17 protein-coding genes are annotated in these 18,738 nt (G+C 72.5%); 12 read left to right on the top strand and 5 right to left on the bottom strand.

The window, feature by feature from the left end; genetic code table 11:
* The first annotated feature begins 85 nt into the window (after positions 1–85).
* The 5 genes from ACTMTB_RS08560 to ACTMTB_RS08540 all read left to right on the top strand — a co-directional run bounded on the left by ACTMTB_RS08560 (position 86) and on the right by ACTMTB_RS08540 (position 3,603).
* Positions 86–262, top strand: coding sequence for an NUDIX domain-containing protein (locus ACTMTB_RS08560; protein ID WP_441143865.1), 177 nt, complete (start codon positions 86–88; stop codon positions 260–262).
* A complete protein-coding gene (locus tag ACTMTB_RS08555) occupies positions 259–1,029 on the top strand; it encodes a hypothetical protein (protein WP_441143863.1) in 771 nt (256 codons plus the stop codon). Before ACTMTB_RS08560 ends, ACTMTB_RS08555 begins: the two co-directional genes overlap by 4 nt.
* Positions 1,030–1,119: 90 nt before the next feature.
* The gene (locus ACTMTB_RS08550) at positions 1,120–1,851 is read left to right on the top strand and encodes a sugar phosphate nucleotidyltransferase (protein WP_441143861.1); all 732 of its coding nucleotides are present in this window, start codon (positions 1,120–1,122) and stop codon (positions 1,849–1,851) included.
* A complete protein-coding gene (locus tag ACTMTB_RS08545) occupies positions 1,839–2,906 on the top strand; it encodes an iron-containing alcohol dehydrogenase family protein (protein ID WP_441143859.1) in 1,068 nt (355 codons plus the stop codon). Before ACTMTB_RS08550 ends, ACTMTB_RS08545 begins: the two co-directional genes overlap by 13 nt.
* Positions 2,881–3,603, top strand: coding sequence for a CDP-alcohol phosphatidyltransferase family protein (locus tag ACTMTB_RS08540; RefSeq protein ID WP_441143857.1), 723 nt, complete (start codon positions 2,881–2,883; stop codon positions 3,601–3,603). Before ACTMTB_RS08545 ends, ACTMTB_RS08540 begins: the two co-directional genes overlap by 26 nt.
* Positions 3,604–3,745: 142 nt before the next feature.
* On the opposite strand, the gene ACTMTB_RS08535 is transcribed toward ACTMTB_RS08540, so the two are convergent.
* Positions 3,746–5,002 (bottom strand): glycosyltransferase family 4 protein, encoded by a 1,257-nt coding sequence (locus ACTMTB_RS08535; protein ID WP_441143855.1) that lies wholly within the window; start codon positions 5,000–5,002, stop codon positions 3,746–3,748.
* Between the two features lie 137 nt (positions 5,003–5,139).
* Here ACTMTB_RS08535 and ACTMTB_RS08530 point away from each other — a divergent pair, with 137 nt between their 5' ends.
* Both ACTMTB_RS08530 and ACTMTB_RS08525 read left to right on the top strand, forming a co-directional pair.
* Positions 5,140–6,000, top strand: coding sequence for an Fpg/Nei family DNA glycosylase (locus ACTMTB_RS08530; RefSeq protein ID WP_441143853.1), 861 nt, complete (start codon positions 5,140–5,142; stop codon positions 5,998–6,000).
* 268 nt (positions 6,001–6,268) lie between these two features.
* Entirely contained in the window at positions 6,269–7,840 is a 1,572-nt protein-coding gene (locus tag ACTMTB_RS08525; RefSeq protein ID WP_441144037.1) for a sugar transferase, read from the top strand.
* Here the strand turns inward: ACTMTB_RS08525 and ACTMTB_RS08520 are convergent.
* Positions 7,837–9,273, bottom strand: a complete 1,437-nt coding sequence (locus ACTMTB_RS08520; RefSeq protein ID WP_441143851.1) for an RNA-guided endonuclease InsQ/TnpB family protein — start codon at positions 9,271–9,273, stop codon at positions 7,837–7,839. The genes ACTMTB_RS08525 and ACTMTB_RS08520 overlap by 4 nt on opposite strands.
* Before the next feature lie 144 nt (positions 9,274–9,417).
* Between ACTMTB_RS08520 and ACTMTB_RS08515 the strand changes: the two genes are divergently transcribed.
* From ACTMTB_RS08515 to ACTMTB_RS08505, 3 genes are all read left to right on the top strand, one after another.
* The gene (locus tag ACTMTB_RS08515; protein WP_441143849.1) at positions 9,418–10,641 is read left to right on the top strand and encodes a sensor histidine kinase; all 1,224 of its coding nucleotides are present in this window, start codon (positions 9,418–9,420) and stop codon (positions 10,639–10,641) included.
* On the top strand, positions 10,638–11,408 hold the full coding sequence (locus tag ACTMTB_RS08510; RefSeq protein ID WP_441143847.1) for a LytR/AlgR family response regulator transcription factor: 771 nt from the start codon (positions 10,638–10,640) through the stop codon (positions 11,406–11,408). Before ACTMTB_RS08515 ends, ACTMTB_RS08510 begins: the two co-directional genes overlap by 4 nt.
* Before the next feature lie 69 nt (positions 11,409–11,477).
* A complete protein-coding gene (locus tag ACTMTB_RS08505; protein WP_441144035.1) occupies positions 11,478–12,128 on the top strand; it encodes a DUF5701 family protein in 651 nt (216 codons plus the stop codon).
* A 278-nt stretch (positions 12,129–12,406) separates the two neighbouring features.
* On the opposite strand, the gene ACTMTB_RS08500 is transcribed toward ACTMTB_RS08505, so the two are convergent.
* From ACTMTB_RS08500 to ACTMTB_RS08490, 3 genes are all read right to left on the bottom strand, one after another.
* Entirely contained in the window at positions 12,407–14,521 is a 2,115-nt protein-coding gene (locus tag ACTMTB_RS08500) for a choice-of-anchor D domain-containing protein (protein ID WP_441143845.1), read from the bottom strand.
* A 162-nt stretch (positions 14,522–14,683) separates the two neighbouring features.
* Positions 14,684–14,968 carry a hypothetical protein gene (locus ACTMTB_RS08495; protein WP_441143843.1) on the bottom strand — a complete coding sequence of 95 codons (285 nt, stop codon included), beginning with the start codon at positions 14,966–14,968 and terminating at the stop codon, positions 14,684–14,686.
* A 91-nt stretch (positions 14,969–15,059) separates the two neighbouring features.
* Positions 15,060–16,430, bottom strand: a complete 1,371-nt coding sequence (locus tag ACTMTB_RS08490) for a hypothetical protein (RefSeq protein WP_441143841.1) — start codon at positions 16,428–16,430, stop codon at positions 15,060–15,062.
* A 233-nt stretch (positions 16,431–16,663) separates the two neighbouring features.
* Between ACTMTB_RS08490 and ACTMTB_RS08485 the strand changes: the two genes are divergently transcribed.
* A complete protein-coding gene (locus ACTMTB_RS08485) occupies positions 16,664–17,077 on the top strand; it encodes a hypothetical protein (RefSeq protein WP_088959760.1) in 414 nt (137 codons plus the stop codon).
* A gap of 1 nt (position 17,078) precedes the next feature.
* On the top strand, positions 17,079–18,719 hold the full coding sequence (locus tag ACTMTB_RS08480) for a sodium/solute symporter (protein ID WP_441143839.1): 1,641 nt from the start codon (positions 17,079–17,081) through the stop codon (positions 18,717–18,719).
* The last annotated feature ends 19 nt before the right edge of the window (positions 18,720–18,738 follow it).

Genomic DNA, 18,738 nt, shown 5'->3' with positions numbered 1-18,738 from the left:
CGGTACCCACATGGTGGGCCCAGGTGGCAGACCGGGACAAGACCGGGCATCGGCGCGACCGACGCCCGCTCGCTACTGTCGGCACGTGCCCACCGAGCCTCTCCGCTGCGCCGGCGCGCTGATCGTGGACGACGACGGCCGCCTCCTCCTTCAGCGCCGATCTCCCGAGCGGAGCCTTTTTCCCAACGCCTGGGACATCGGCGGCGATTATCTGGAACCGAGCGAGACCGCCGTCGCCGCGCTGCGGTCGATCGGTCGGTGAACTCCGACGTCGAGCTGGCGCCGCACCGGTTCGCCGGGCTGGTCGCCCCGGCGGTCGACCGGACCTTCGTCGCCGGCATGCTCGCCGGCCGCGACGGCGGCGGCGCCGAGCTGAGCCAGCGGTACGGCGGGCCGGCCGCCACCGGCTTCCTGGTCGAGTTCCGCACCCGGCTCGCCGCGCCGGGCGGCACGGTCGACGGGGCGGGCTTCGCCGCCGTCACCCGCTACCGGGATCCGGCCACCTGCCAGCGGGCCCTGGACAAACAGGTGGCGCACGGGATGATCGTCCGCCGGCCGGACGGCGGCTTCGCCGCCACCGAGCGGGGCACCGACTTCCTCACCGAGATCTACCAGGTGCACGGCGAGGTCACCGAGGAGCTGTGGGCCGGGCACGACGACCGGGTGCTGCGGCTGGTCGAGGCGTTCGGCCGGCTGCTGGCGTACGCGCTGCTGCTCGCCGGGGAGCCCGACGCCGAGCCGACGCCCGCGTTCGCCACCATGGCCCCGCCGTACGAGCCGGACGGCACGCCGCCCGGGGTGCTCCTGCTGAACCGGCTCGGCACGCTGCGTTACCACCGGGCCGACGCGCATGCCGCCGCGTGGACCGCCGCCGGGCACACCGCGTCGAGCATCAGCGAGCTGCCGGCGGGGCCGGAACGCCGGGCGATCGAGCTGGAGACCGACCGCCGCGCCGCCGGCCCGTACGCGGCGCTCACCGCCGAGGAGCGGCTCGCGGTGCTGGCCGACCTGGCCGCCCTGCCCGGCTGACAGCCCCTCTGGCCCCGGTTGGCGGCAGCCCCACCGTCACGCGGGGCTATCCTCCACGGTGACCTGGAGTCGTACGAGGGAGGACCCCGCATGATCGGGATGGTGCTCGCGGCCGGTGCGGGGCGCCGACTGCGCCCGTACACCGACACCCTGCCCAAGGCGCTGGTGCCGGTGGACGGTGAGATCACCATCCTGGACATCGCGCTGCGCAACCTCGCCGAGGTCGGGCTCACCGAGATCGTGATCGTGGTCGGGTACGCCGCCGACGCGGTCGTCCAGCGCCAGGCGGCGCTGGAGGAGCGCTACGGCGTCCGGCTCACCCTCGTGCACAACGACAAGGCCGAGGAGTGGAACAACGCGTACTCGCTCTGGCTGGCGCGCGAGCACTTCGCCCGGGGCGTGCTGCTGGTCAACGGCGACACCGTGCACCCGGTGAGCGTGGAGAAGACCCTGCTCGCCGAGCGCGGGCCGGGCATCCTGCTGGCGATCGACAACATCAAGGCGCTGGCCGAGGAGGAGATGAAGACCACCTTCGACGCCGCCGGCCAGCTCACCCGGATCACCAAGATCATGGACCCGGGCGAGGCGTACGGGGAGTACATCGGCGCGACGCTGATCGAGCCGCAGGTGGCCGACGCCCTCGCCGACGCGCTGGAGGCGACCTGGCGGCGTGACCCCGACCTCTACTACGAGGACGGCTACCAGGAGTTCGCCGACCGGGGCGGCGAGGTGCGCGCGGCACCGATCGGCGACGTCTCCTGGGTCGAGGTCGACAACCACGCCGACCTGGCCCGGGCGCGGGAGATCGCGTGCCGCTACTAGCTCGTACGGTGCTGACCCCGCTGCACATCGACGTGCGGCGCGGGGCGGTGGCCGACCTCGCCGCGATCCTCGCCGACGGGCGGATCTCCGCCGGCGGCGACGTGGCGGTGGTGGTGGGGCCGGGGCAGGGCGAGCAGATCGCCGAGCTGATCCGGCCGTCGCTGCGGTCGGCCGACGTGTTCACCGTCGCCGGTGGCACGCTCGACTCCGCCGACGACCTGGGCAGCAAGCTCCGTGCCCGCTCGTACGACGCGGTGGTCGGCATCGGTGGCGGCAAGACGATAGACGTCGCCAAGTACGCCGCCACCCGGCGCGGACTTCCCATGGTCACCGTGGCGACCAGCCTGGCCAACGACGGGATCGCCTCCCCGGTCGCCAGCCTGGTCAGCGAGGGGATCAAGGGCTCCTACGGCGTACACATCCCGATCGCGGTCATCGTCGACCTGGACTTCGTGGAGAGCGGCCCGGAACGGCACAACCGGGCGGGCATCGGCGATGCGGTGAGCAACATCAGCGCGCTGGCCGACTGGGAGCTGGCCCGGCAGGTCCGGGGCGAGCCGGTCGACGGCCTGGCCGCCTCGCTGGCCCGGATGGGCGCCGAGGCGGTACTCAACCACCCGGGCGACATGGCCGACGACGCCTTCGTCACCGTGCTCGCCGAGGCCCTGATCTCCAGCGGCCTGGCGATGGCGGTCTGCGGCACCAGCCGGCCGGCCAGCGGTGGCTGCCACGAGATCATGCACGCCGTCGACGCGCTCTACCCGGGCACCGCCTCGCACGGCGAGCTGGCCGGCCTCGGGGCGCTGTTCTGCACCTGGCTGCGCGGCGACCGGCGGCGCTTCACCGAGATGTCGGCCTGCCTGGCCCGGCACCAGCTGCCCCGGCTCCCCGCCGAGGTGGGGCTGACCGACGACCAGTTCGTCGAGGCGGTGCAGTTCGCGCCGGCCACCCGGCCGGACCGGTACACCATCCTCGAACACCTGGCGATGACGCCTACCGAGACGCGGGAGCGGCTGGCAGACTACGCCGGTGCAATCCGCGACCACTGTGGCTGAGCCCCGTCCCACCGTTGCCGACTTCCACCGGGTCAACCGGGGCGGCGGCCTGTTCAGCGAGTCGCTCAGCCAGTGGCTCGGCGCGGTCTTCGCGCTGGTCGCCCAGCGCCTCGGGCTGCGGCCGACGGCGCTGACCATCGCCAACCTGGTGCTCGGGCTGGCCACCTCGGTGGCCGTGGTGGCACTCGCCGACCCGGTCGCCGCCGGCGACGTACCCGCCTGGGTGGTCGGGCTGGTCGCGCTGGTCGGCTGGCAGGTCGCGTACTCGTTGGACTGCGCCGACGGTCAGCTGGCCCGGGTGACCGGGCAGGGCAGCGCGGCGGGCGCCCGGGTGGACGTGCTCTGCGACGTGGCCGCCCAGATCGCGCTGGTGGCCGCCCTGGCGGCGACCGCCGTGGCGCAGCGGCCGGAGACGCCGACCTGGCTGGTCGCGGTCTTCGCCGGCACCTGGATGGTCAACCTGGTGACCTCGGTGATGCAGGCCGGCCCGAATGCCGCCAGCATGGTCACCTCGACCTCGCTGCCGGTACGCCTGGTGAAGCTGGTCCGCGACTACGGCGCGGTGATCTTCGTGGCCGCGCTGGTCCTGATGCTCGCCCCGGCCCTCACCTACTGGGTGATCATCGCCTTCACGATCGTCAACGGCGGCTTCCTCCTGGCCAGCATCGCCTTCTCCGCCCGCGCCTCCCTCCGCTGACCCCCTCACCCCCACCCGCCCCGCCCCCGCCTCCTCGCCGCCTTCCCTGGCCGCACCTTCAGAGAAAGCGTGGCTATCCGAGCCGGAATAGCCACGCTTTCTCCGAAAGTGCACGCGAGAGGCCGGCGAGGGGCGGGCGGGGTCAGGGGCGGGTGATGGAGGCGTAGATGTCTAGGAGGCGCTTGGTGACGACGTCGGGGTGAAAGGTCTGCTCGTAGCGGAGGCGGGCCGGCTGGGACAGGGCGGCGGCACCGGCCCGGGCGACCGGGAGGGCGGCGGCCATCGCGGCCGGCTCCGGCGGGACCACCCAGCCGGCGGCGCCGGTCACCACGCCGGCGGGCAGCGGCGCGACGCCCCCGCCGGGGACCGCGGAGGCGATCTCCGCCGACCCGGTGCCGGCCGGCTCCCGGGGACCGTCCGCCCCGACCAGGTACGGGATGCCGCCGAGCGCGGTGCCGAGCACCGGCCGCCCGCTGGCCAACGCCTCGATGATCACGGTGGGCAGGACGTCGTGCCACATCGACGCGGCGATCACCACCGCGCTCGCCTCGACCGCGGCGCGTACCCCGGCCCGGTCGAGCTGGCCCAGGTAGACCACGTCGGCGCGCTCCGCGGCAGCCGCCTCGACCAGCGGTCGCAGCTCGCCGTCGCCGGCGACGCGCAGCGTGCCCAGCGTGCCCACCGGGTGCCGGCGCCACGCCTCCAGCAGCAGATCGAGGCCCTTCTCCGGGGTGAGCCGGGCCATGTAGAGGAACCCGTCGCCGAGCGGGGCCGGCCGGCCCGGGTCGGGCACGGAGTTGGGCTTGACCACGATCCGCTCGTCCGGGATGCCGTAGTCCCGCAGGTGGTCGGCGATCGCCGAGGTCAGCGCGATGAACCGGTCGACCGAGCGCCAGGTGCCGCGGTGCACGGCCAGGGTGGTCGCCATCAGGGCGCTCTGCGCGCGGGAGTTGCGGTAGCAGCGGTGCACGACCGCCGGCACGCCGAGCGCCCGGCCCTTGCAGTCCTGGCAGATCATCCCGTCCCGGAAGTAGATGCCGGAGGAGCAGACCTGCCGGTAGTTGTGCACCGTCTGCACCACCGGCACGCCGTGCCGGTGCGCGGTCCGCACCACCCAGGGCGAGATCAGCGGGTACGGGTTGTGCAGGTGCAGCACGTCGGGGCGGTGCGTGGTGAGCAGCCGGGACAGGTCCTCCTGGGCGCGCGGGGCCCAGATCGGGGAGATCGGCAGCAGGGCCTTGGCCGCCTTCGACATCGACGGGATCTCGTCCGAGCTGCGGATGAACGGCAGCACCTCGACACCGGCGTCGGTCAGCTGGGCGATCTCCGAGTCGACGATCGTGTTCTCGCCGGAGGGCTGGGCTTCCCGGTACCGGTTGTGCGCCACCACGATTCTCACGGAGCTCGCCTTTCGTTCGCGACTGTGCCGCTCTCTGCTCACGACTGCGGGGCGCGCAACGCTCGCTCCTCGCACTCGCGGCGGGGACTCGCAAGCTCGTTCCTCGCGCTCACGGGAAAGAAGGCTACCGTTGGAACGTGCCCGAACTACCGGAGGTGGAGGCGCTCGCGGGTTACCTGCGTGAGCGCGCGGTGGGGCGGCGGGTCGACCGGGTCGAGGTCGCCGCGATCAGCGCCCTGAAGACGTACGACCCGGCGCCCTCGGCGCTGTCGGGCCGGGCGGTGGTGGACGCCCGCCGGCACGGCAAGTTCCTCGACGTGGTGGTCGACGGCGGCCTGCACCTGGTGGTGCACCTGGCCCGGGCGGGCTGGCTGCACTACCGGGAGGCGTTCCCGTCCACCACCCCGCTGCGCCCCGGCAAGGGCCCGGTCGCCCTGCGGGTCCGCCTCGACGACGGCTCCGGCTTCGACCTGACCGAGGCGGGCACCCAGAAGAAGCTGGCCGTGTACCTGGTGACCGATCCGGCGCAGGTGCCCGGGGTGGCGAAGCTGGGGCCGGACGCGCTCGGTGCCGACCTGCCCACCTTCGCCGAGCGGCTGCGCAGCCGGCGGGGCCAGGTCAAGGGGGTGCTGACCGACCAGGCGGTGCTCTCCGGGGTCGGCAACGCGTACTCCGACGAGATCCTGCACGCGGCGAAGCTCTCGCCGTTCGCGATCACCGACCGGCTCACCGACGACCAGCTGGCCGCGCTGCACGCGGCGACCCGGGCGGTGCTCGGCGACGCGGTCCGCCGCTCGCTGGGTCAGCGGGCGGCGGAGCTGAAGGGCGAGAAGCGCTCCGGTCTGAAGGTGCACGCCCGGACCGGCCTGCCCTGTCCGGTCTGTGGCGACACGGTGCGGGAGGTGTCCTTCGCCGATTCGAGCCTCCAGTACTGCCCGACCTGTCAGACCGGCGGAAAGCCCCTCGCTGACCGTCGGTTGTCCCGGCTCGTACGGTGAGTGATGACACTCGGCGATTACGGAGAGGAATCGTCCCGGGCGCGTGGAAGCTGCCCGTCCGCGCCTCTACCGGGGCCGCCATCCATCGGTATAGTGGCTCGGTCCCCGGCTTCGAAAACTGACGTGGAGCCGGCCGGATCCCTGCTGGCAACGCCAGGCGCAATGTCCTTCGGGTCAGCGTCCGGCCCACTGGCAGCGTGGGAGACTGGAACGGTGGGCGACCCGCGCCCCTCACCGCGAGTGAGCGGCGCGTGTCATGCGGGAGGACATGGGTGAGGTGACGACAAGCCTCCAGCGCCCGGTAACCAACACAGGCCGGAGCAAACTCGTGCGGCACGTCGACAGCTTCGAGATCCAGCCGCCGACACCGCCGTCGCACAACGGCGTCCCCCGGTCGGGGTGGGCGAGGGCCCGTCGCCGGGTGTCGCGCTGGCACCGCCCGTACACCATCGCCCTGCTGCTGCTCGACTTCGCCGCCGTGATGCTGGCCGACTGGATGGCCCAGGAGGCGTTCGGCCAGGCGCGGGCGGGTTTCTACAACGCCCAGGAGGACCCCACCTGGTTCTACACGGTGGCGTTCCTGCTGCTGCCGCTCGGCTGGGTGGTCATCCTCTGGGGCAACCGCGCCTACGACCGGCGCTATCTCGGCCTGGGTCCCGACGAGTTCAAGCGGGTCATCCGGGGTGGGGTGGCGGTCGCCGCGACGGTCTCCTTCATCGCGTTCGCCACCAAGACCGACCTTTCCCGCTACACGGTCGGTTTCGCCCTGCTCGGGGCGTTGACGCTAGTCCTGGTGGGCCGGCTGACCGCCCGCTTCCTGCTGCACATGGTCCGTCGCCGGGCCGGTCACGCCGGGCACCGGATGGTGCTGGTGGGCACGCTCCCGGAGGCGCTGGAGGTCTACACCGCGGTCACCCGCAACCCGGGCGCCGGCCTGGTGCCGGTCGCCATCCACATCACCGACGGGTACGCCGCCGCCCGGGGCATCGAGACCCCGGTGCCGGTGTACGCCGGCCGGGACGTCCTCGCCCTGGTCCGCGAGGTCGGCGGCGACACGATCGCGGTCTGCGGCTCGGCCAGCGCCGAGCCGGGTGAGCTGCGCCGGCTGGCCTGGCAGTTGGAGGGCTCCGGCGTCGACCTGGTGGTCGCCCCGCAGCTGACCGACATCGCCGGCCCCCGGGTGCACATCCGCCCGATCGAGGGCCTGCCGCTGCTGCACGTCGAGGAGCCGACCCTGTCGGGCCCGGCGCTGCTGATGAAGAGCCTGATGGACCGGGTCGCCGCCGGGCTGGGCCTGCTGCTGCTCGCCCCGCTCTTCGCGGCCATCGCCCTGGCGATCCGGATCTCCGACCCCGGGCCGGTCTTCTTCCGGCAGCCCCGGGTCGGCCACGAGGGCCGCACCTTCCGGGTCTGGAAGTTCCGGACCATGTACGTCGACGCCGAGGATCGGCTGGCCGGCCTGGTCGACCAGAACGAGACCGACGGCATGCTGTTCAAGATGAAGCAGGACCCCCGGGTCTTCGCGGTGGGCCGCTTCCTGCGCGCCTCCTCGCTGGACGAGCTGCCCCAGTTGATCAACGTGCTGTGGGGGGAGATGTCGCTGGTCGGGCCGCGTCCGCTGCCCGCCGACGACGGCGACTTCCTGGGTGACGTGCGGCGCCGGCTGCTGGTCCGGCCGGGCATGACCGGGCTGTGGCAGGTCTCCGGCCGCTCCGACCTCTCCTGGGACGAGGCGGTCCGACTGGACCTCTACTACGTCGACAACTGGTCGCTGGCGTACGACCTGAGCATCCTGTGGCGGACAGTGGGCGTGGTACTGGCCCGCAAGGGCGCGTACTAGTGCGGTGTCCACGAACGTTCACCCGGTGTCCGGTGAGGGTTGTGGATCCTCGCCTTTCGGGCGAGCGACTCCCCACCGGATGGTGGGGCGGGCCTCCGCGGGCCAACTGATCCTCCCGCCACCGGGGCTGGGCGGCGGGGGTCACGCCGGGACCGGCCGGCACCGGGCAAGTGCCGTCCGGCTCGACGGTGCGTGAGCACCCCGGGCAGCACAACTGCGGCTGTGGGGGTGGTGGGTCCGCCGCCCGGGATGCGGGTGGCGATGATGGCGGCCGCGACCAGGTCGCGGTGCCCGGTGAGCTGGCAGTGCGGGCAGGACAGGCTCCGCCCACGCGGTTTGGGTATCCGCCGCCGGCAGGCGGGGCAGGTGGAGGAAGTGCCACGTTGATCCACGAGGTGGACGGTGATACCGGCCAGGGTGGCCTTGTCGGTCAGGACCTGCATGAGCCGGCCGACCTGCCATTGCCGCAGCCGCAGGTTGTGCCGCCGCCCCGCCGGTACCTCGAGCACGCCGCGGGGGTCCCCGACGTGCAGCACGCCCACCCGCTGGCGGACCGCCCAGGACACGACCGTGGCGGCGGCTTCGTGCTGGGCCTGACGGACCCGACGCCGGTGCCGGCCCTGCACCAGACGGGTCCGGCGGCGATACTTGCGCCACCGCCGCGACCCCCGCTGACCCGGCTTCGGGGCGCGGCGGGCGACCGCGCGGCCGCGGGCTTTGCTGTCGGCCAGGTGCATGCGATGCTCGGCGCGAATCGCCCGCCCCGACACCAACAGCCCCTCCCCGTCCGGGCCGGCCACCGCATACGGGTGAATCACACCGAGGTCTACCCCCGCCACCCGACCCGGGTCCGGCCCCTCACCCGGCGGGTAGGTGGCGACCGGCACCTCGGCGGTAACGTCCAGGAACAACCGGCCACCCTCACACAGCAGCGTGACCGACCGGACCTGCTCGGGCGGGTACGGCAGATCCCGGGCCAACCGCACCCACAACGACGGTCTGCCCTTCGCCACCGGGATACGCACCCCGCGCTCGTCCACCGTGAAGGTGCCGTGATACCAGCGCACCGGCACCAGCCCACGCCGCCGCCGCGGGAACCGCGCCGACACGTCACCGCTGTTGCGGCGTTTCGCCGCTGCGAACCACGCGTCGGAGAGCCGGCGCAGCACCGACCTCGCACCCGTGCTGTCCAACTCGGCGAACGTGCCCGGACCCGACGCCGCCAACTCCCGGCACAACTCCTGATAGCCCACCAGCGGGGCGTCCCCGCGGCGACGCCGCCACCCGTTGATTTCCAACAGGCACGCCCACACGTCACCGGCCGAACGCAGCAACCCGAAACACCGCCGCCGCTGCCCCACCGTCACCCGCAACCCCACTCGAGCAGTGCGATACACCACCCGCGGACCGCACGGATCACGACGACGAGGCATACACCAAAGCCAACACCACCCCTACGACACTCTCGCACCCCACACCACCCGGCCAACGTTTGTGGACACCGCACTAGCGGCTCGGCCGCCGCAGACGCCCGGCCAGGGCTTGGCGTGGCGGCCGGCAGCGGCAAGGATCGCTGCGTGGATGGCAACCTCTCCGCCGTCGTCGGCGTCGTCTCGCTGGTCACGGCGCTGGCCGCCGCGCTCTGGGCGGTGCTGCGGCTGCGCGGCCGGCGGGGCATCGCCACCGCCACCCAGCGGGCCACCTACGAGGTGCTGCACACCGCCGGCCTGGCCGCGGAACCGCTGCGTACCGGCCTGACCCCGGCCGGCGCGGCGAAGGCCGTACGTCACCTGCGGACCCTGGTGGGGGCGGTCGGGCTGGCGCTCACCGACTCCGACGCACTGCTCGCCCTCGACGGGCGCGGCGGCCACCACGGCGACCAACTGCTCGCGGCGGCCCGGCGGACGGTGGAGGCGGGCCGGTCGACGGTGCTCGGCGAGTCGGAGCTGCACTGCGACCGGGTCGACTGCCCGGTACGCGGGGCGGTGCTGGCGCCGCTGAGCGCGCAGGGCCGGGTGGTCGGGGCGCTGGTGGCGATCGCCGACGCCCCACCCGCGCCCGGGCTGGTGCAGGCCACCCTGGAGACCGCGCACTGGGCCGGCAACCAGCTCGCCCTGGCCGAGCTGGACTCGTCCCGGGAGCGGCTGGCCCGGGCGGAGATCCGGGCGCTGCGCGCCCAGATCAGCCCGCACTTCATCTACAACGCGCTGACCGCGATCGGCTCGTTCGTCCGCACCGACCCGGAGCGGGCCCGGGAGCTGATCCTGGAGTTCGCCGAGTTCACCCGGTACTCGTTCCGGGCGCACGGCGAGTTCACCACGCTGGCCGAGGAGCTGCGCTCGATCGACCGCTACCTGACCATCGAGCGGGCCCGGTTCGGCGACCGGTTGCAGGTGCGGTTGCAGATCGCCCCGGAGGTGCTGCCGGTGACGCTGCCGTTCCTCTGCCTCCAGCCGCTGGTGGAGAACGCCGTGCGGCACGGGTTGTCCCGCAAGCCCGGCACCGGCATGGTGAGCATCGAGGCCCGGGACGCGGGCGCCGAGTGTCACATCACGGTGGAGGACGACGGAGTGGGCATGGATCCGGCCACGCTGACCGCGGGGATCGCGGAGCTGGCCCGCGCCGGCAGCGATCCGACCGACGACACCGGCCAGCACGTCGGCCTCTCCAACGTCGACGAGCGGCTCCGGTCGGTCTTCGGGGACCGGTTCGGTCTGGTCGTCGAGACCGGTCCCGGCTCGGGTACGAAGGTGAGCCTGCGGGTGCCGAAGTTCCATCCCGGCGTACGGGCGGGATCGTGACCGTGAACCCGACGGCGGGGTTCCTGCGGGTGCTGGCGGTCGACGACGAGCCGCCGGCGCTGGACGAGCTGGCGTACCACCTGCGGGCCGATCCCCGGGTGGCCCGGCTGCACACGGCGGGCGACGCGACCGAGGCGCTGCGGGTGCTCCGCGACGCCGACGTGGACGTGGTCTTCCTGGACATCCGGATGCCCGGCCTGGACGGGATGGAACTGGCCCGGGTGCTGCGCCGGTTCGCCCGGCCGCCGGCGATCGTCTTCGTCACCGCGTACGACGACGGCGCGGTGGACGCCTTCGACCTCGGGGCCACCGACTACGTCCGCAAGCCGGTACGCGCCGACCGGCTGGCCGAGTCGCTGCGCCGGGTGATCGGCTCCCGGGTGGTGCCGTCGCACCCGGCGGCCCTGGCCCGGGCCGAGGAGGACCCGACCATTCCGATCGAGCTGGCCGGGACGACGCGGATGCTGCCCCGGTCGGCGGTGCGCTGGGTGGAGGCGCAGGGCGACTACGCCCGGCTGCACACCGCCGACGGCTCGCACCTGGTCCGGGTGTCGCTGGCGACGCTCGCCGAGCGCTGGGCGGACGCCGGGTTCGTCCGGATCCACCGGTCGCACCTGGTGCAGCTGAAGCTGATCGCCGAGCTGCGCCTGGTCAACTCGGGCTACGTGGTGGTGATCGACGGGACGGAGCTGCCGGTGAGCCGGCGGCACACCCGGGAGCTGAAGGACAAGCTGGTGCGGGCGGCCAAGCAGGATTGGAATCGCTGAGCGGGAATAATCCCGGGAGGCCGTACACTGTACGGTAGGCCCTACGACAACGGGAGGCCAACCGTGCCAATGTTCGACCCCGCCACCGAGTTCGACCGCCAGCTCGACGGGCTGATCCGCCTGGGCTACCCGGAGCTCGCCGGGCTCACCGAAACCGCGTTCCGCGACCTGGTCACCCCGCTGCGGGACGCCGCGGTCAGCGGCGCGGCCGGGCTGCCCGCCCCGACCGAGGCTCGGGTGCCGTTCCTGCTGGTGACCACCCGCGACCTGGTCCCGGTGCCCGACCGGCTGGCGCTCACCACGCTGGCCGGTAAGCGCAAGCCCGGCTTCCTCGACCGGAACTTCCCCCTCGACGACCTGCCCAGGTTCGACCCGATCAAGGAGTTGGAGGCACCGGCCGGGCCGGCGTACCTGCTCTTCGACGTCGATCGGGGCGAGGAGTTCCGCAACCTGGCCCCGGCCGCCGCGATGGAGGGCATGACCGCTCAGGACCGGCTGCCGCTCACCATCGACGAGGGGATCGCCTTCATCACCCACTTCCCCGCCGCGCTGGCCAGCAACCGGTGCTTCTCGCTGGTCGGGTCGCGCTGTGGGGACAAGCGGGTGCCGGCGCTCTGGATCAGCCAGGGCGCGCCGAAGCTGGGCTGGTGCTGGTACGGCAACCCGCACACCTGGCTCGGCTCCGCCACCGCCCGGCCCGAACGGGTCGGCCTGGAGTGACTGCGCGGCGCCGGCAGGGAATGCCTGCCGGCGCCGCCCTGCGGGGCCTTTCCCGGCCCGGTCACATGGGGAGCGGGAAACGGGTCCAGGTCGCGCCATCGGCGGTGCGAAGCACGTGGTCCGCGCCGAGCGCGGACATGTCGTCCCGACCGTAGAGCCAGGCATAACCGGGACCGGCCCTGCTCCACCTGTCCCACTCCCGGGCGGGGCGGAGGTTCCCGACACGCCGACAGGGCGCCCCGGCCGAGCCGGGACGCCCTGTCGAAGGGTGGCGGGAGTCAGCCGGTCGTGCCGGCGCGGCTCCCCGATTCCAGGAGCGCGAAACGCGGGGTTGCGGCGACCTTGGCCGCCGCCGGGTCGCTCGCCGTGCCCGGGTAGAGCCAGAAGGTGCCCACCAGGTCGGCGACCAGGTGCGTGCTGCCCGAGAGGTTGTGCGCGTTGAACGCGTCCTGCGGACCGATCCCGGTGAACACGGCGTTGGACACGATCTGCCCGGCGGCCGGGTTGAGGTTGCTCGCCGTCGGCTTGGGCAGGCCCAGGTCGGCCGGCCACACGGTGATCACGGTGTTGTTGGTCGGGGACACGGCGGTCACGTTGGTCACCAACGCCTCGGTGTCCGCGGCGACCACCCTGGACGGCGCGGTGATCTTCCGGGTCACGTTCGCGCCCAGCGCACCGGCGGTGCCGAGCCCGGTACGGCTGTCCAGGATGCGGGTCGGGCTCAGCGACCGGAAGCGCAGCCCGTCCGGCACCTTGCCGTCGTCCATCACACCGACCAGGTCGACCACCACGTTCGAGGACTGCGACGTGAAGACCGCGAAGGACGGCACGGCGGTCGGCGTGCCACAGTCGGTGCAGAGCCTCGTCTTGACGATGGTCAGGTTCGGCACGATCTTGCCGGCACCGTAGTTGACCGTCGAGGAGGTCGGCACCGGGCCGTCACCCGACCAGACGCTCAGGAATCCCGACCTCGCCGGAGCGACCGCGGTGACGTTCAGGACCAGGCCCCGGACGTGCCCGTTCAGGTCCGGGCCGAAGTCGGCCCAGATCTCGGTCGCACTCCCGGCCGGGATGGCGCCGCCGTCGGTGCGCGAGTCGTAGAGCCGGGTCGGGTTGACCGAGCCGTACTGGCCACCCACCCCGGCCTGGTTTCGCACCGACTGGGCGCCGGCGTAGAAGCCCATCACGTCGACGACCACATCGGTCGAGCCGCTGCGGTTGTAGACGGCGACCCGACCGGCCGCGCCGACCTTCACGGTGACGTTGTTGGAGCCCAGCCAGCCGGCCGGGAAGTTGATCGATGAGGCGTTCGGTCGGCTCTCCCCGGCGGGGTAGACGGCGAGGAAACTGCTCGCCGTCGGGCCGGTCACCGTCACGTTGAGCACCACCGAGCCGACTCCGTCGGCGGGCACCCCACCTCGACCGGCGACATCCAGTTCGACGGTCTGGCCGGCGCCGATCTTCGCCTTCGGTGCGCCCAGCCCGGACCGGGTGTCCATCAGCCGCTGCGGGGCCAACGGGTAGTACATGCCCGTCACGCCCTCGAAGGCCCAGTAGCGCAGCGGCAGGAGGCGCTGGCCGTAGCTGCTGTTGTCCGGCAGCACGAGGTTGCCATAGATCTCACCGCTGCGGCTCGCGCGGGTCGCCACGGTCATCGTGCAGGTGCCGCCCGGCGCGATGGTCCGGCCGGAGCAGGTGTCGCCGGTGATCGCGAACTGTGCCGGATCGGCGCCGCCCAGGCTCGCCTGGCCGAAGACCTCGGACGCGCTGCCCTTGGAGGTGAAGCTGACCGTACGGGTGACCGGAGTGGCCCCGACCTCGACGGTGGTGCCGAACTCGAGGAAGCTCACGTTCGGCACGGCGGCCAGATAGTCCAGATTCGAGTTCCATCGGATCTCGCCCCGGAGCGCCTCGGGCTTGCGTTCACAGTGGAACTCGTAGGACGCCGCGAAGGAGATCACTGCCTGGGTGGCCGGGTCGCGGCCCACTTGCCTGACGGTGATCGAGCCGTAACTGTCGCTGCACCCTCGCCCGCTGGACGAGATGTTCAACATGCCGTTCTCGGCGTCAGACAAGGGAAGGGTCGGGTACGTCTGTCCCGCCCTCCAGGACTGGCCGCTCGGCGGACGCATGCTCGCGTCGACGTACTCCAACCCCCCGGCCCAGGTGGCGTAGACCGAGAACCCGTCGCCCGCGTACGCGTTCATGGACATCTGCGAGTTGCCGGCGTCCCAGACGCCGGAGTCGCGGATGGGGAAGCCGCCCGTGTCGCCGACATCGGCGGTGAAGACCGTGAAGGGCGCCGTCGGAGCGGCGTTCGCCGCTTCCGGCACCCCCGACACCACACCTGCCACGGCGACGACGACGCCGAGCAGGGCGCGGAACATACGCATGGAGACCCCGAGATGTACGAGAGGGGGAAAGATCGGCCCAGGTTAGAAGTCGTGCTCGGCGGATGGCAAGGTGGTGGGCCACATCCGGCCGGAACCGGCTGTTCGGCGGACACGCGGAAGGGCGCCCCGGCCACCGCCGGGACGCCCTTCACCCGACGAACGTCAGCCCGGTACGCCGGTGCCGCGTACGGTGAGCGGCTGCCGGCCGGCCACGCTGGTCGTGCCCGCGGTGCCCGAGTAGAGGTAGAACCGTCCGACCACGTCGGCGACCAGGTTGACGCTGCCGGTGAGGTTGTGGACGTTGAAGGCGTCCTGCGGACCGATCCCGCCCAGCACCGCGTTGGAGACGACCTGCCCGGCGGCCGGGTTGAGGTTGCTCACGCCCGGCTTGGCCAGGTCGGTGTCGGCCGGCCAGACGGTGATGACGGTGTTCCTCGTCGGCGCCACCGCGGGCTGGACGGGCCGGCGCCCGAACCCGCCGGAAGCGGGGAAGGGCGCCCCGGCCGTCGGCCGGGGCGCCCTTCGGTGGTGCGGGTGCTCAGCGGTGGGAGGCGCCCACGAACTGAGGCTTGCTCTTGCCGGCGTCACCGGAGAGCGTGGCCGCCGGAGCGGCCGGGTAGTAGAACGTGCCCACCATGTCGGCCACCAGGTGGGTGCTGCCGCTCAGGTTGTGCACCTTGTACGCCCCGTTCGGCTCGACGATGCTCAGCACCGCGTTGGAGACAACCTGGTTGGCGTACGGGTTCAGGTTGCTGGTGCTCGGCTTCGGGATTTCCGGGATGTCGGCCGGCCACACGGTGATGACCGTGTTGTTGGTCGGCTTCACCGCGGTCACGTTCATGACCGCCACGCCGGTCTCCGGGGTGTAGCCCGGCACCACGGCGCGACGGGTCCCCCCGGCGGGGATGGCACCGACGATGCCCAGGTTGGTGCGGGTGTCCACGATCCGGGTCGGGCTCTTCGGCGCGAAACGCATGCCATACGGCGCGAAGCCGTCGTCGACCGCGCCGACCACGTCGACCAGGACGTGCGCGGAGGCCGAGGTGAAGATCTTGAACTTCCGCGAGCCCACGGTGCACCACTGGAACGGCTCGGCACCGGTGCACGGGGTGGTCTGGATGAACGCGGTGTTCGGCACGTTGCGGCCGGCACCGTAGTTCACCGTGGACGCGGTCGGCTTGGCGGTGGCACCCGACCACGCGGTGAGGAAGCCGGCACTCGCCGGCGCCACCGCGGTGAGGTTGGTGACCAGGGTCCGCATGTGCGGGTTGCGCTCCGGCCCGAAGTCCAGCGCGTACTCGAGGGTGGTGCCGGCCGGCGGCTTGCCCTCCGGGTCGGTGCGGGTGTCGAAGGCGCGTTCGGGCTCGTACCACTCGTACTGACCACCGTTGCGGTTGGTCATCGAGTTGTCCTTGGCGTAGTAGCCGACCACGTCGACCACCACGTCCGTGTAGCCGTTGCGGTTGTAGACGGAGACCTTGCCGCCCGTACCGAGCTTCACGGTGACGTTGTTGGAGCCCAGCCAGCCCTTGGCGAAGTTGACCGACGAGGCGTCGGGCCGGGTCTCGCCCGCCGGGTAGGCGGTGACGAAGCTGTCCATCGTCGGGCCGGTGATGGTCACGTTCAACACGACGGCGCCAACACCGGCGGCCGGTACGCCACCGCGGCCGGCGACCTGGAGGTCGACCTTGGCCAGCGGGCCGATCTTCGCCTTCGGCGCGCCGAGGCCCGCGCGGGTGTCCATCAGGCGGGCCGGGGAGACCTCGTAGTAGGCCCCGGTCGTGTCGGCGAGATCCGCCGTCGCCTGCTGTGGCGCGGCGGCGGGAGCCGCGGATGCCGTACCCGGCACCACGGCCAGTGCACATGCCCCGGCGAGAGTCGCGCCGAGCAGAGTGCGGAATTTGCGCATAGAAACCCCGTGGATGAAGAGGAAACAGGGAATTGCTGCCCCAGCGTAGGGGGCGCGATCAATACCGGCAAGGACATACCTCGCCACAACACAAGGGGTGAACGCGCGGGAACTTAATGCCGTATTAATGTTCAACTCGTGAGTTGTCCACAGGGGTGAAGCGTTCTCCACAGGTTGTCCACAACCCTGGTGGACACCCTTGACATCCGCGCTGAGCAGGCGAGACTGCCCAGGTGACCGCTGCCGACGATCCGGTACCGGCCCCCCGGGCGCCACAGCCACCCGGGCGGGCGCGCATCGTGCTGGCAGAGGTGTCCCGCCGGGACAGCCGGGCCGAACGCACCCGCGTCGAACTCGCCCAGCAGACCCGGGTCGGCGAGGCGCTGGTCCGCGGCCTGGTCCGGGCGCAGCTGGCGCTCGCGCTGCGGATGAGCCTGGTCGTGCTGATCGGGCTCGGCGGCCTGCCCTGGCTGTTCGCGATCGCGCCGGCCGTCGGCCGGGTCACCGTCTTCGGCGTCAACCTGCCCTGGCTGCTGCTCGGGCTCGCCTCGTTCCCGTTCCTGATCGCGGTGGGCTGGGCGTACGTGCGGCTGGCGGAACGCAACGAGCAGGACTTCACCGACCTGGTCCAGCGGCCGGAGCGCTGAGATGGGCAACGGCTACGTCGTCCCGGCCATCGTGGCGGTCACCCTGGTCACCCTCGGCATCGGCTTCTACGGGCTGCGGCTGGCCCGCACCACCTCCGACTTCCTGGTCGCGTCTCGCGCGGTGAGTCCGACCTGGAACGCCGCCGCGATCGGCGGGGAATACCTGTCGGCCGCCAGCTTCCTCGGCGTGGCCGGGTTGATCCTCAAGTACGGCGTCGACGTGCTCTGGTACCCGGTCGGCTTCGCCGCCGGCTACCTCGCCCTGCTGCTCTTCGTGGCCGCGCCGCTGCGTCGCTCCGGCGCCTTCACGCTGCCCGACTTCTGCGAACTACGGCTCGGCTCGCGCCGGTTGCGCACCCTGGCCACCGTGTTCGTGATCTTCATCGGCTGGCTCTACCTGGTGCCGCAGTTGCAGGGCGCCGGGCTGACCCTGGCCACGGTCGCCGGCTCGCCGTACCCGGTGGGTGCGCTGCTGGTCGCCGTCGTGGTGACCACGAACGTGGCGTTCGGCGGGATGCGGGCGATCACCTTCGTCCAGGCCTTCCAGTACTGGTTGAAGCTGACCGCGCTGGCCGTACCGGCGATCTTCCTGGCGTTGCAGTGGCAGGCCGACGCCCGGCCCGCGGTGACCCCGCCCGACGGGCCGGCGTTCCGGACCGCGACCACCGTCGTGGTCGAGCACCGCGCGGCGCTCACCTTCGCCGACGGCACGACCCTCCAGGTACGCCCCGGCGACCGCCTCGACTTCGCCGCCGGCGACCCGGTGCCCGAGGTGTCCGGAGTGGCCACCGACGCGGCCGACTGGCTGCTGCCGGACACCGCCGGGGATGACGACCGGGGCCTCTTCGCCACGTACTCGCTGATCCTGGCCACGTTCCTGGGCACCATGGGGTTGCCGCACGTGCTGGTCCGCTTCTACACCAACCCCGACGGCGCGGCCGCCCGGCGCACCACGCTGGTCGTGCTCGCCCTGGTCGGCGTCTTCTACCTGCTGCCCACCATCTACGGCGTGCTCGGCCGGATATACACGCCACAACTGCTGGTCACCGGGCAGACCGACGCGGTGGTGGTGCTGCTGCCCGGGGCCGCGCTCGGCGACGGGACCACCGGCCGGCTGCTCGCCGCGCTGGTCGCGGCGGGCGCGTTCGCGGCCTTTCTCTCCACCTCGTCGGGGCTGCTCACCAGCGTCGCCGGAGTGATCTCCACCGACGTGCTCGGGCGCGGCTCGGTACGCGGCTTCCGGCTGGCCACGGTGATCGCCGGCGGGGTGCCGGCGGTGCTCGCGCTCAACGTCTCCGGGCTGGACGTCTCCCAGGTGGTCGGGCTGGCCTTCGCGGTCGCCGCCTCCAGCTTCTGTCCGCTGCTGGTGCTCGGCATCTGGTGGCGCGGGCTGACCGATCTGGGGGCGGCGGCCGGGGTGCTGGTCGGTGGCGGGGCGGCCGTGGCGGCGGTCCTGGTCACCGTGCTCGGGCCACCGCTGTCCGGCTGGCCGGCCACGCTCATCGCGCAGCCGGCCGCCTGGACGGTGCCGCTCGCCTTCACCGTGATGGTCGCCGTCTCGATGGCGACCCGCCGGCGGGCCCCGGCCGACGTCGGGGCCACCATGCTCCGGCTGCACGCCCCCGAGGCGCTACGGCTGTGACCCCCGGCCGTGGCGGTGG

The sequence above is a fragment of the Micromonospora sp. L32 genome (assembly GCF_052068055.1).
Lineage (GTDB): Bacteria > Actinomycetota > Actinomycetes > Mycobacteriales > Micromonosporaceae > Micromonospora > Micromonospora purpureochromogenes.
This window is presented reverse-complemented; position numbering and strand designations above follow the sequence as displayed.